The following is a 14543-nucleotide window of genomic DNA, read 5'->3' on the forward strand; positions in this document are numbered from 1 at the left end:
TGACGATGAGTGATAGTAGCCAAGAAGTACCTATCGAACGAGTAAAAGAAGTTCTTTACTTAGATGGCAATGATGATGACGAGTTACTGCACTCATATGTCACTGCTGCGGATGCTTTCGTTCATAATGCTGTGGGCACGGACGTGAACAAGTTTTATAGTAATGACAAAGTTGAACCGTTAGTTGAAGTCGCTGTGGTTTCTTTAGCTGCGACTTACTACCAAAATCGTTTAGCTTTGTCAGATGTTCGAACTTATCCGGTCGATTTTACCGTTGATAGCATCATTGCTCAGTTACGAGTAATGCGGAATTCTTTTGAAGAGGGTGGAAAGAATGAAAATAGCTCTGCACAGACTCAACCATCTGATTGAATTTGGAACGACTAAAACTGTTTCTTCTCACACTCTCGAAGGGTCTAAGGAAACATTTGTGCCACAGCTGAAACTTCATTTTGCTTATTATCAACGTGCTCAGGCGCTTCAATACCAGCTTGTTGGCATGCACCTACAAGACACGATTGAGATCGCTGTGCGTAAAAACAAGCACGTGAATGATAAGCAACTAGCGCGGATTGTCGGTCAAAATACAATTTACAAGATCATCAATTACTCACGCGATTCAACAGGTGATCCGATTGGTTTTGACCTGATTACGCTTCGTGACAGTAAGAAGATTGGAAGTGACGGTAATGGCTGATTTGGATAAGCTGATGGAAAACTTTGCGGAACGAGCAGAAAAGCTAGTTGTGCCTGATCAAGCTAAGCGTAAAGCTATGACTGCTGCCGGTGCGGAAGTTCTAACTAAGGCTTTAAAAGAAGAAACCCGTGATAAGCACTATCGGATTCGTAAGATTGGCAAAGTTAAGCACTTAGCTGACTCGGTAACGTTTCAAAACACGGACGTTAACGGTGAAGATAATGGCAATTCAGTTGTGGGCTTTCAAGGCAAAGAATCAGGCATTAACCATGCCCGAATTGCTCGGTTTTTAAACGACGGTACAAAATACATTACTGGTGATAGTTTTGTTGACAACACTCGTCGAGATCAAGCCGCGAAGGTATTAGCCGCTGAAAAGGCGGTCTATGATTCTGGAGGTGAGGGCCGTGGATCTACCGACTAACCAAGCCGAAGACTTGATTAAGTCAGGGAAATTTGACTGGATTGATCAAATTATTGTTGGCCCAATTCCACGTGAAATGGCCGGTAATACTGATCAAACAATTTGTCGAATTAGCGAATGGCTCAATGAACCGACTGGATATGCTAATGCAACGTTTAAAGGATGGACAATTGGTGTGGAAGTTCAGATTTTCTATAAGTTTGATTCTGGCATCGCTACTTTAAATAATGAGATTGCACTAGCAAAACTATTTGTAAAAAATCATTGGACTGTTGAGCAATCTAATGATCACATTCAAGACCCTGACACGCACCAAGTGACTAAGGTCTTTTATTTTGCCAAAAATGAATTACTAAAGGAGGAAAGGTAAACATGGCAGGTACTTCTCTTAAGGGTATTGACTTCGTAATGCTCGGCCTTACGGACAATACTGGAAAGTTAATTGCAGACGCTGATAAAGGTCTGGATAAAACTGGCATTGCATTGATTGACGGTGATGGCGATGGTGCTACAACTGCTAACATCACAGCCCTCGAAGAAGCTGGTCAACAGCAATACGCTAACAACAAGGTGAAGCGGGTTAACCACGGGGTACCATCTCCGCAGGTTGCTTTGACTATGTTGGACATGCCTTATGACATTGCTCGTAAGTGCGTTGGCTATCAAGAAATTGGCGGTGGGGCTGTGTTAGGCAACAATAAACCGCACGTTGCCTTGATGATTGCTTCACATGATTTTGACGGGAATTGGTTCTTCGATGCTTTTGCAAACGGTGAAATGATTATTCCTACTCGGAATCATGGTACTAGCAACAAAAACGAAACTGATAGTAACGTGGCTTTCACCTACCAGTCATTGGCACCAATTCCGAATAATGTCTTTGTCAACAACGATGGCTCTCAACAGAGTTACAAGATGTACAACTCTGGTGATACGGGCTTCAAGTACGAAGACATGTTTAAGGAAGTCTTCGGCGGCTACACTGGTGATAATCCGATGGCCAATTATGTTGCTGGGACTACTGCTGGGTCATTTATGAATGGCAGTGGTTCTGGTGCTGATGTTCACGCTTAATTTTAAGTTGCAAACTCGCCTGAGAAAGTCAACAGTAGCTTATGCGGCGGGTGATAGGAGGATTTTAAATGAAGATTGACACAAAGCCATTAGGCATTGGTAAGAATTCCATTGAAGTCGCAGGGTCGTGGGGCCAAGTTGATAAAGCTGATGAATTAATGATTGCTCTGTACAGTATTGATGCTGATCAGAGCGATATGGTGAAGTCATTGAAGTCCGAACGAGAAATGATGAAGAAGGCTATGGAATTCTTCAAAGATATTTTCCATCTTAACACCAAAGAGGCCAATGTTGTTTTTAACAAAGTTGATGGTCAAACCATGAATCTATACATTTCCTATGTTTGCGGATTGGTTAAAGGTGCTGCGGAACAATCATTTGCCGATTTTAAGAAGAGCGTGGAGACAACCTCGGCCCCAAAAGAGCAACCGTCGGAGACGCCAAAAGAGCAGTAGATCATTATCAGCAAGAACTAGAAGACCGTAACTATTTAAAACAACAATTGCTGTTTAAAGGCGGATTAGCACCATCAGAAATTGATAAGCAGAATTATTTAACATTCTTGCAAGTTCTGAAGGCTCGCCCACGTCAAGATCGGCCAATGAATGCTGGAGATGCTCATAAGAGAATCGCTCAAATGTTTAGCAATTAGCGTATAATTAGGGCGAAAGTAAGTGAGCATAGTGAAAGAAAAATGGCTTAATTTTTACAATAGCCGATGGTTTATACCCATGACGGCAGTCATCTTGTTGGCTGTTGGCACTGCAATTCTATATGCTTTTTTAGAACACTTTCATTTGTGGTTCGCCTTATTATTAATAGTGATTTTATATGTGATAAGTAAAATAGTTGCTTGGATCTTGAGAGCAATTTTCAGATAAATTGGCCGATTTCATATCGGTCTTTTTTTCGATTTTTTTAAGGAAAGGAGGTAAAACATTGAAAGTTCAAAATGAGATGTCCACGCGAATCAGTGTGGACGCGGTTGCCGCAATTGGTTCAATGTCAGCATTTCGGAACGCCATTCGGGGCGCTAGTGATGCCTGGCGTGCCCAAGAAACTGCTCTACGTAACTCTGGCAATTACACGGAAGCTGCCACAGCCCGCATTCGTGGCTTGAACCAAGTTATTGACCTGCAAAAAGCTAAAGTTAGTGAACTACGGCAACGCCAGGAAGGCTTGGATACTTCTAATCAAAAGCAAGCCGCTCAGTTCTTAAAGTTGGAACGGCAGATTCAACAGGCTAATCGACAGCTGTCTAGCTATGAAAGCCAAGCAACTAAAGCACGCAATGCCGCGCGTTATCAAGCCTCTGGACTGGCAGAATTACAAGCCAGTTATCGACGTTCCCAATCCGCTTCTGCCGCATATGTGGCTCGTCTTACTGCTGAAGGGCGTTCGGCTAGTGCGACGGTGGAGCGCTACCGGCAGTTGCGGTCGAGCTTAATTAATTTGGAGTCTCAGTACCGCAAACAAGAATTCATGTTGCGCCAAGTAGCTAACGAATCCGGGAAAGATTCAGAAGCATATGTAAAACAGCGTGAGCAACTAGATAAAACTGCTGCTTCTATTGCCAAAACACGCACTGAAATGCGGTCATTATCTAGTGAAGAAGCACGACTACGACCGACTGGCATTAATCGAATTGACAATGCAGTAGTTAAACTGAATGATCAGACTGCTCAAATGCGTACGCGGATGCGGAGTGCATTTGATGCCATCAAAAACAATGCTATGGGCATTGCCGGTACGATTGGCACAATTGGCGCAGCTATGGTTTCATCAGCTCGCAAAGCCGGTGCGATTCAAAAAACAATGGTTGAAAACCAGAATTTGATGACCACTGCTGGTGAAAAATCAGCGGCCGCTCAACGCGAAGTGAATCAGATGTATTCTGACGGTGAAAAATATTCCGTCCAATATGGTGTTTCACAAAAGACAATCGCTGATGGTTATCAAGAATTAATCAAACGTGGTTATGATGGGCGGCAATCTTTAGGTGCTATGAAGTCGATTTTGGAAGCATCACGTGCTTCTGGAGACGACTTTAATGACACCATGAAAGTCACGACTTCTACGCTTGAAGCCTTTGGAATGCGTTCCGAAACTACTGCGGGAATGATGCGGAATACTGCCCAAGCCGCTGATGTACTGGCTAAAGCTGCTGATGTTACTTCAACTAGCTTCAAAAGTATTGGGGTTGGCATGGAATATGCTGGATCTTCTGCCAAGCAATCTGGCGTTTCAATGCGTGAAACAGCAGCTGCATTAGGTGTACTTTCAAACAATGGCTTGGAAGCATCTCAAGCTGGTACCGGGTTACAACGTATTCTTTCACGGTTGTCCGCTCCAACCTCAACAGCTACGGCTGAGTTAAAGAAGTATAACTTGTCTATTGACGACTTCAAAACAAAGAGTGGCCAGCTGAAACCGATTTCCGCTATTTTCCAAGATATTAATGCTCACGTGCCGAAAGCCGAGCGACTAGAAGTCTTTAACAAGGTATTCGGGCAGACTGCTCAAAACGCAGCAGGTATTCTTTCACGTACGGCGGCGCTAAACCGTGAGAATAGCCAATCATTGCAGCATGTGGAAGACCAATTAAAGACCGCATATTCAGAAGATTACGTTGGTAAGATGGCACGCCGGAATATGAATTCTGCTAAGAATTCATCTGATCGATTTAAGTATGCTGTACAAGCTATTCAAATTGAAATTGGACGTAACATGTTACCTGCCATTTCACGTGCTTCTGCCGCAATGGCTAATGCTTTTGCCAAGAAAGATACTCAGCAGGGCTTAAAAACGATTGCTAAAGGAATCGGTGATGTGGCAAATGCTGCTGTTTCAATGCTTGAATTCCTTGGCAAGCATACCACTACGGTTAAAGTATTTGGTGCTGCTTTACTAGCTGCTTTTGGGGCCGCTAAATTACTTGATGCAATTGGTACAACGCGCAAACGTATTGATAATTTACGTGCTGTCATTAGTAAAATCCCAATTCATAAGAAAACCACTGTCGAAGCAGATACTGCTACGGCTAAGCGCAATGTAGATGACGTGAAGTCTACTATGGATCGGGTTCCTAAGACTAAGACAAGCAAGGTCGATGTTGACACTCGTCAAGCTAATACAAATGTCAATACTACTAAGCGTGGTTTGGAGACTATTCCTAGAACTAAGACTTCACGTGTAAACGTAGATACGCGCCAGGCTACTACAAACATAAAAGAGGTTGGCGTGGCATCAAAAACAGCCGCGACAACCTCAAAGATTAGTTTTGCTTCAATTAAAGCGGCTGGTGTCAGTTCTATTTCTGCGATTGGCATGGCAGTGCGAGCTAATCCGCTTGGTGCTTTAATTACTGGTATTCAGCTTGCTAGTGTTGCATTCTCCGCGTTGTATAACCACAGTAAGACTTTTCGCCGCTTCGTTAATGGCTTGGCTTCTACCGCTAAATCAGGCATGAAGAAAGTTGGTAACTTCTTTACTAGCGGATTCCGGTCAATCGGTCGTGCTATGCAAAACAACACGAAGACTCAACAACGCGCCCAGCGCCAACAAGTTCGCCAGCAAGAACAAGCTAACCGGCAAATGCAACGAAGCTGGAACAGCTTCAGTCGAACGACTAGTCGCACTGTTTCTAATATGTGGCGAGGCATTGGCCGTACTGCTTCAAACGGTTGGCGTGGTCTGACTCGTACTGCTAATAATGGTGGCCGAACGGTTAGACGCACCTGGAATAACATGAGCCGCACAGTTGGCCGTACTTCACAGACGATGTGGAGAGCGTTATCGCGAGGTGCTACGAATGGCTGGCGGACTGTTGAACGCGCCGCTCAAAACGGGAGTAATCGAGTTCACAACTGGTATGAACGCTTAAGGAATAATACCAGCCGGACAGTTCAAGCAATGGCTCGGGAACATCCACGTACATTCCAGGCCATGTATAAGACAATCGAAGATCGCTCCAAGATGTGGCATGATCTGACATCTGGGCATTGGAACCGTTTGTCTGATGATACTCAAGATATTGCTAAAGATATGAGCAATGAATCTCGTTCAATTTTTAGTGATATGTATGACAAACTGAACAGTATTACTGGTGGTCGTCTTGGCGATATTCTTAATGCTTGGAAAAAGCATTTTTCAGATGTTATTGGCACGATTACTAGTAGTCAGAATCCTGTACATAGTGCCTTTATGGGTGTCCTGCGTGGTATTGCTACGCCATTCTCGAACATCATCAAAGGGATCGCTAACGGGATTAATTGGATTGCCGATAAAATCGGTGGTTCCCATATTTCAGCTGATTTTAGCTTGAATGGTTTTGCTAAAGGTACGCCAAATGGTGGGATTTTACATAACCAAATCGCTTTGCTTAATGATGGTGATGGCCCTCATTATCAAGAAATGGTTCATAAAGCGGCTACTGGTAAGACTTTTATGCTTCCTGCTAAGCGGAACATCATCATGCCATTGGAAAAAGGCGATGAAGTGCTTGACGGTGAAAATTCTCATCGTCTAGCTAATGCCATGCATATTGCGATTCCACATGCTAGTGGTGCAATTGGTGATTTCTTTAGTGGAGTATTTAATGCTGCTAAGGACGCTGCTGAAGATGCTATGGACTGGGTTGATAAGGCCCTTAAAAATGTTGTCGAATTTGGTACTGAGCTGTTCCATCATTTTGTAGAAGCAGTACCTGGGTCAAAAGACAACGGCCACGAATTTAGCCAAGATTTGCATAATAGCCTGCCAGGTTATTTTGCTCGAATTGGTCAAGCGTGGTTAAAGAAACAGTTGGAACAGATGCAAGATGATAATGGCGATTCCATTACACCAGAAATGATTCGTAAAGCCGCTGCTTTAGTTCATGAAACAGTTTCTGATTCGGAAATTCAAAGAATCATTAATGTTGCTGTTCATGAATCTGGCAATCGTTCTAGAGGTGTGCAAAATAACTGGGACTCAAACGCTAAAGCCGGTACACCGTCAAAAGGTGTTTTACAGTTTATTGATCCTACCTTTAATACTTATGCTGTTAAGGGACACCACGACATCTGGAAAGCTTTTGATCAAGTCTTAGCTTTATTGAATGATAGTAACTGGCGATCAGATATCCATACAGGTGGTTGGGGGCCAACTGGCGCTCCTCGTGGATATGCTGATGGTGGTCTGGTCAGCCGGCATGGTTTATATGAAGTCGCTGAAGGCAATAATCCTGAAATGATCATTCCATTAGATCAGTCGAAGCGTGGCCGTGCTTATGATTTGTTGAGCCAAGTCATTGCTCGGTTTAAGAGCGAAGATTCAGTACCTGCTAATAGCGATAATCAACAGATTCAGATCATTAGTAAGAAGTTCGACACTGTCTTGTCGCAAAATCAGCAGTTGATCAATTTGCTGGACAAGTTGATTGGCGTCACTGACTCAGCTAACGACCCAACTGCTCGGTACAAACGTACCCAACGAGATGTTAACTTGGCACAAATTCAATCATTTATTTAGGAGGTGAATCATGGCTGGCAAAGATTTAGATTTAAGTGAAATTAGTTTACTTACGCCTTCACTTTTTGTTAAACCTCCGCAAGGGGATGAAGTGAATGTGTCTGATGTGATACCGGGGCTGACCTTTCTAGGCGATGATTCGGATCCAGTAATGACTAATACTTATACCAATGATGCTGGTACTGATGGGCAGTCTTATTCTTACTCACAAATTAGTAATAACGTAGTGACTGCACGCTTTAACATTGATTTTAGTGATTGGTATGACTATAAAATGAAGAAACATGAAATTGCACGTTTCTTCATGCAAAAAGGATTGTACCGGATCAGGACTGATGCTGAACCGGGCATTGTTAAATATGTTCGAGCTGGCAATTTTACGATTGAAACTCCACAGGCTAAAACCAATGCGGAGTTTTCTATTCCATTTGATAATCCATCAGGGGTGAAATGGTCGTACGCTTATTCTGATGAAGCGATGGACTATAGTAACAACGCTTGGCAGGTAGGGATGAACTTACCAAACGGCCAAAACTTAAAGTATCACTTTGTTGATCAGCATCGTTTCAAAGTGTACAACGCCAGTGATATTACAATTGATCCACGCCAAAGATACCCGTTGCAGATTATTGTAACGGGTTTTAATGGCTTGTTTGATATTGTAAATCGAACGACTGGTGACGAATTTATTTATGATAAGAGTCTGTCGGCAAGTGACGAGCTGGTTTTGAATGGAATGGAAACCAGAGTCAATGGGAAACTAGCAAATGGTAGTACAAATCTTGCGTGGATTCGATTACAACCGAAGTGGAACGAGTTTACGATCTATGGTTACAATCCAGTCGATATTCGTTTCCATTTTCGTTTTGTTTATTTGAACTAAGGAGGTGTGAATTTGGCGATTACAGAATTGCAAGCCTTAGAAGAACATCGTTACTTTTACTTTGGCTTTGAATCACACCCCACAGAAGACAGCCCCTGGCAGGCAACACCGGTTACTGCGTATTCAGATAATCTTGTCCAGTGGGAAACCATTGCACATCATCCAGAACTTGGTAATCTCCGTGATGGCTACGTTAAAAAGATCGGTGATGTGTATTACATCATTGGTACTGATGATTTTTATAAGACTACCGACTGGATATCATTTAAAAGGCTTTCCTGGCTTAATGGCGTTAGTCAGTATCGTAATGTGTGGGCACCTGAACTCTTCCAGGATATTAGTGGCAACTGGCATATCGTATTCTGCGCTGGTAGTAATTTAGACGGCGATTTTGGCGTTTATGTTACTGACTTTGACCCGGCAACGGATTCGATTGGTACGACCAACTCACCAATTCAGATTCGCACTGATGACGATGTAAATACCTGGCGGATTGACCCAGATATCACGCTCATCGATGGAGTTTATTACTTAGTGCTGGCCGGGAACTATGTTTTTAGCTCCCCTGATTATTTAGGGCCTTATCAAAAGTTCCCTGCTAATTTTGCCGCTACTCCTCAGAAATACGGGCGAAATTATAGTAATTTGGCTAATTGGAGCGAAGGGCCAGATATGTTCGTTGACGGCGACAGTGTAAGGCTGTTCGCTGACCAAACTGCTAGTGGCTTGGTATTTCGCTCAGCAACTAAAGATAATCTTTTTGATTGGTCTGATGTTGCTAAGACTCATGCGCATTTTGCAATGCGTCATGGGTCTATTTTGGTTAATGAAAAAGTCAGCGCTAAAACCGATGAAGATTTGAGTGACCTACCAAAATTCGACACTCGAATGACTATTCAAGGTGTTCAAGCCGATTCACCAGTTGCTTTGACTTGCTACATGAAAAACAGCTTTGAGTATCAATATGAAGATAATCAAACGAATCAAATTCAGTTTGTGGCCTATGATGATGGCTCACCGTCTTTTGCATATATTGCTAATGAATCGACAGTAATGTTTAACAATGACCTTTTCATAATCAAAAACATTGAAGAGGACGATGAGGGAATTGGTTTGTACACTGTCACGATGATGCAGTATGTCAATAGTGAGATCGGTCGTGTTCGTCAACGCAATACGCGAAGCGGAGTACTGACCTACTCTGTACAAGATGTGCTTGACTATTTCTTAAATGATAAGGTGGCCAACCCGTTTGGTTTCACCTATCAGGTGTTTGGTGATTTTGACAAACAGCAAATTGAAAATCTCGGTGCCTGCTCTGGTAAAGACATGGTTTCTAAAATTATTGAAACGTGGCCAGGAACGATTATTTACCCACACTGGAAAACGCTAAACGTGTTTGCCCCTGGATCGTTCGCTAAAAATTATCAACGACGAATCGTATATAAGTACAATTCTTCTGACATGAAATTGACTGAAGACAGCACTGGCATTGTTAATCAAGTGCTGGCAATTGGTGCTACGAAAGAAGAAGACACTGACAATGAGTCTGCGGATAACAGCAGTTTATCAATTACACACCCCGTAGAAACTATTACGACAGGAGTGGATAATACATCCACCTTTCAAGCTGACGCTAAGAAGTATCTTGGTGTTCCGTATGTTTGGGGTGGTCATAATAAGGCTAATCCCTGGGCTGGCATGGATTGCTCTGGTTATGTTTCTCAGGTTTATCACGATTTTGGTATTGAAATTCCAGCTTATACTGTGTCGATGGAATCAGATTTCTATACAATTCCACGATCCCAAGTCAAGGCTGGTGATGTCGGATTTTATGGGTCACATGGAAGTAGTTATCATATTGCCTTAATGCTGGATAACTCTACGATGATTTATGAACCACAGCCAGGGGAGTCTTGTAAAACGGCGCCGATTGACAGTTACTCACCCAGTTGGTTTGGGCGGAATGATCAAATGCAAGCTAAGATCAACACTAAAAAGACTGAAACGGTCGAAGGCGAACACATTACTTATCATGACGATTACAGTGCTTCACAAGTTTCAACAACAGCTGAGTATTATTTCCAGCCGTTTATCGTTCAAGACAACCATTCGATTCAGCAATGGGGATTGCACCCAGGTGAAGATGTTCAAGACGACCGTTTCAAAGATCCAAATGCGATGGCAGCTTATGCATTAAAACAGCTGAATACTGATCCGACAATTAGTGTGGAAGTTGTTATGCATACTAATATCCAACCAATCCCAGGAGAACAGGCGTATCTTACGATTCCCGAGCGAGGAACGTTAGCAACAGGTAGCTCGTCTACTACCTCGTCTACTACACAGAGTGCTTATAACACCACAGTGACTGCGGTTGGTTTTACCTGGTATCCATTTGACTCAGCTCAGGGAACAGATATTACGTTTGATAACTTGCAAGCGTCAATATTGCACGCTAATACCACGTCGTATATCAATTCCCGCCTGGAAAAGCTTGCTAACCAGGTGCTTGATCGAATGCCGGAAATTTATTACTCCAGGTCTGATCCGTCCGCCACTCAGCAGGTTTCTAACGGTGCCATTTGGGTTCGACCAGCAGAAGATGATGTAACTGATGATGAAGAAAAAGGAAGTGATAACAGTGGCAAATGATATTTTGCAACCGCATAGTGATGAAACAGTGTCTAAAAACATTGCCGACCATAAGCGGCCATTGCAAACATCGGTCATGTCAAATGGCAAGTGGTATAACATCAGTAACACTTTGTTACAGATGAATGACCGTGAAGATCTTCATAAGGTTTCAAAAATCGTTCAGCAGCACCAAGCGGATATTACTAATGCTGAAAAAACTGCCAACGATGCGCATAGTGAAGCCCAAAAGGCTATCGATAATAGCACGGTGGCTTCTAACGCCGCTTCTGAAGTAAGTACTGCGGTCAGCGATGCTAAGTCTACAGCTTCTGATGCGCATTCAGCGGCGGTAACTGCACAAAGCAATGCTAGTGCGGCATTGTCAACAGCAAGCGGGGCAATTCACTCTGCTGAAACTGAAATTGACAAGGCTAAAGCTAATGCTTCAACAGCTTTGTCGACGGCTAATGTGGCTAGTAATGCCGCCAGTTCTAATGCTTTAGAAATCAGTAAGACAAACAGTGCAATTGCACTGAAAGCTGATTCTTCGGCAGTAGACGTAGTAAAGTCACAGGTTACTAGCACTTCTACACTAGCTAGTCAAAATGCTAACGAGTTGCAAACAAAGGCTAATGAATCTGATGTAGATGCACTGAAGAAAACTGTTGATACTCATACCACAGAAATTGATCAGAACAGCAAGCAGATTGCTTTGAAAGCTAATTCTTCTGATGTGGACGAAGTTAAGAAAACAGTGACTAGCCAAGCCGCTGAGATTTCAGCAACCAGCAGTGAAGTAGCTACTAAGGCTAGTCAAACGACAGTTGACAGTTTGTCGGGAGCTGTGTCGCAGAATACTGCATCGATTAAGACGAACGCCGATAATATCACCAGCAAGGTTACCCGTGATGATGTTTCGGGGATGCTGAAAGACGGTAGTTATGCAACGGAGAAATACGTCCAAACTACTGCCAAGCAAACTGCTGATAGCTTTAATCAGAGTGTCGTAGATCTGAACGGTAAAATCACAAACGTTAACCAGTCTATCGATGGACTGCGGACTGATGTAAAGGGTAAAGCTGACCAGTCAGCACTAACGCAATTGTCAGGTGTGGTTGATTCTAAAGTTTCTAGCAAAGACTTTGAAACTGAACGCACGCAACTTAGCAATGCGATTAATGATCGTGTTTCTAAAGGTGATGTGATCAGTCAGATCAATCAGGAAGCTGGTGGCAACACCTTGATTCAAGTAGCAAACGGAAAGGGGGAGTTGCTTTTGGACGCTGATAGTACGGTATTTTCTGGGAAGGCATTTATTCCGGGGGCTTCGATTGCATCACTAAGTGCTGATAAAATCACTGCCGGCCTTTTAAATGGCGTAAGTTTACAGATTCATGGTCTCGATGGTGTTACCACTTACACATTAACAAAGAATGATCAAGATATTGTTTATAAGACAGGTATTAGTCCAATTACAGGAAAAAAGTTTGGCTATAAAATTGTAGTAGCTCATGGCAAAAATCCGGAAAAAGAAGGCACAAAGACTTTAGCATTTGATTATGCTAATGAAGTCGATGGGGATAATGGCACAGCTGCAATCGAAAAGCAGTTTAATGATGACTTATCAAAAGCTCAGAAAGACGCTACGATTCAAAAGAGCGAGGAGTACAATTACTCAACTCTAATTGATGACACAGGGTTAAAAACTAATAATGCTCAAATTCTCGGGGGCAGTTTAGTTTTAAGCAGTGGAGATAATAATGAGACCCGGTTAGACAAAAAAGGATTGGTTTCGTATCAATCCGTTTTAGGTAAAATAGACTCACCTGGTGGTCCAATTGCTCCACAGAATTATTTCCGTAATTCTCGTTTCTGGAATGGTACTTTGTCATTTAGTGCTTCTATCAATCCACTGAAAAATGCTGAATGGTCAGAACATGTATCGTCCATTTATGGCACGCCTTTTGAAGATGGAAACTATTATGATACTGACTTGCATATTAATGCTAGTGGAAGATTACAACTTGGAGCTAACAATGACGATGAGTTGATTCTTCTTTCTGAGAATCCAACTTATACTCATCCTGATGGAACACTAGCAGAAAAATATGTTGATATTAGCAACGAAACCACAAGTGGCTTTTGGTTTAGAAATAATGTGTACTCTGAAAAACAGGTTGGCGGTGACCAGTTAATCGTATTTAATGGCGGCACTACTCATGGCCGCTTTGATTTTAATGAGAACTACACTACTTATGAAAACGGCGACGCTAACGGCTTTTGGATCAAAGACACTGATCTGTGGGTCGATGGTACGGTTCACGGCGGTAGCTGGGTTCAAACCTCCACGCTTTCTAAGAAGACTAACCTCACAAAGCTGGATCCTCAAAAAGCTTTAGACACTATTAATAATACTGACATCTACGATTATCAGTACAAGCGTGACGGCAAAGATGGTCGTCATTACGCTTCACTGGTAATTGATGATGTACATGAAAAGCCCCAGACGAAGACGCCTGAGGCTTTTGTTAGTGCTGAAGGCGATGGTCGTGATGATGGGACACAACTTGCTTACTTGACTGCTGCTGTGCAATTGATTGATCAGCGACTAAAGAAACTGGAGGATAAAAATGGATGCGAATAAATTAGTTAAAAAATTAGGCATTCGTATTGGTGAATTGGAACTGGAAAACACAATGTTGAAAGTCCAATTGGAGGAGGCAAAAGATAATGGCGATCAAAGTCAAAAATCTGGATCTGCAAAATGAGCCAACACCCTTTCAGAATGACCAGGCTTATAAGCAGAAAAATCACAACTGGGCTGTACTGAGAAATTCATGGACATCAGTTGCTGAGCAAATTGATCAAGCCCTGAATGGCTACGATATTCGAATGGCCAACATGATCCATAGTGTTGCTCAGCCTAATGAAGTGGTTGATGCACGCGTCGATGCTTACGGTAAGAAATATAACTTACTAAAAGATCGTTTGGACGCGGACCAGCTTGCCGGTGTTACTACTATTGATTCGTCTGAGTATGGTATGCCAAACGCCGAGAGTGATATTAGTGAGATTTTACAGATTAAAGATCTGACATCCACAAGCGCAAAACTAAAGTACCAGATTATTAAAGATGGCCTTAAAGTTCAGCTTCCCATGTGTGGGCTGGAGATCACTACCCTTAGTAAGATTGAGGTGGATGAAGCATGAAACATGTAAAACTAATGAAAGCTGACAGCTTTGGAAATGAAGACCAGGTCCTACCGGAAACTGACTCTGCTTCAGTAATCGGCTTAGACACTCAACTCAAAACGATCA

General features: G+C 42.7%; 12 protein-coding genes. All 12 read left to right on the top strand.

The window, feature by feature from the left end:
* Positions 1-5: 5 nt before the first annotated feature.
* Positions 6-371 (top strand): head-tail connector protein, encoded by a 366-nt coding sequence (locus tag QOR82_RS01090; RefSeq protein WP_283582920.1) that lies wholly within the window; start codon positions 6-8, stop codon positions 369-371.
* A complete protein-coding gene (locus tag QOR82_RS01095) occupies positions 334-696 on the top strand; it encodes a phage head closure protein (protein WP_283582921.1) in 363 nt (120 codons plus the stop codon). Before QOR82_RS01090 ends, QOR82_RS01095 begins: the two co-directional genes overlap by 38 nt.
* Positions 689-1120, top strand: a complete 432-nt coding sequence (locus tag QOR82_RS01100) for an HK97 gp10 family phage protein (RefSeq protein WP_283582922.1) — start codon at positions 689-691, stop codon at positions 1118-1120. The genes QOR82_RS01095 and QOR82_RS01100 overlap by 8 nt, the downstream gene beginning before the upstream one ends.
* Positions 1104-1490: a DUF806 family protein gene (locus QOR82_RS01105; protein ID WP_283582923.1), complete on the top strand. Its 387-nt coding sequence runs from the start codon at positions 1104-1106 to the stop codon at positions 1488-1490. The genes QOR82_RS01100 and QOR82_RS01105 overlap by 17 nt, the downstream gene beginning before the upstream one ends.
* A 2-nt stretch (positions 1491-1492) precedes the next feature.
* Entirely contained in the window at positions 1493-2194 is a 702-nt protein-coding gene (locus QOR82_RS01110) for a phage tail protein (RefSeq protein ID WP_283582924.1), read from the top strand.
* Between the two features lie 68 nt (positions 2195-2262).
* Positions 2263-2649: a phage tail tube assembly chaperone gene (locus QOR82_RS01115; protein ID WP_283582925.1), complete on the top strand. Its 387-nt coding sequence runs from the start codon at positions 2263-2265 to the stop codon at positions 2647-2649.
* A gap of 484 nt (positions 2650-3133) precedes the next feature.
* Positions 3134-7705: a phage tail tape measure protein gene (locus QOR82_RS01120; RefSeq protein WP_283582926.1), complete on the top strand. Its 4572-nt coding sequence runs from the start codon at positions 3134-3136 to the stop codon at positions 7703-7705.
* Between the two features lie 10 nt (positions 7706-7715).
* Positions 7716-8588 (top strand): phage tail domain-containing protein, encoded by an 873-nt coding sequence (locus tag QOR82_RS01125; protein ID WP_283582927.1) that lies wholly within the window; start codon positions 7716-7718, stop codon positions 8586-8588.
* Between the two features lie 12 nt (positions 8589-8600).
* Positions 8601-11243, top strand: a complete 2643-nt coding sequence (locus tag QOR82_RS01130; RefSeq protein WP_283582928.1) for a phage tail protein — start codon at positions 8601-8603, stop codon at positions 11241-11243.
* Positions 11206-13869: a hypothetical protein gene (locus QOR82_RS01135; RefSeq protein WP_283582929.1), complete on the top strand. Its 2664-nt coding sequence runs from the start codon at positions 11206-11208 to the stop codon at positions 13867-13869. Before QOR82_RS01130 ends, QOR82_RS01135 begins: the two co-directional genes overlap by 38 nt.
* Positions 13856-13993 carry a hypothetical protein gene (locus QOR82_RS01140; protein ID WP_283582930.1) on the top strand — a complete coding sequence of 46 codons (138 nt, stop codon included), beginning with the start codon at positions 13856-13858 and terminating at the stop codon, positions 13991-13993. Before QOR82_RS01135 ends, QOR82_RS01140 begins: the two co-directional genes overlap by 14 nt.
* Positions 13956-14435, top strand: coding sequence for an alpha-amylase (locus QOR82_RS01145; RefSeq protein WP_283582931.1), 480 nt, complete (start codon positions 13956-13958; stop codon positions 14433-14435). The genes QOR82_RS01140 and QOR82_RS01145 overlap by 38 nt, the downstream gene beginning before the upstream one ends.
* Positions 14436-14543: the final 108 nt, after the last annotated feature.

Source organism: Limosilactobacillus difficilis (assembly GCF_947387495.1).
Lineage (GTDB): Bacteria > Bacillota > Bacilli > Lactobacillales > Lactobacillaceae > Limosilactobacillus > Limosilactobacillus difficilis.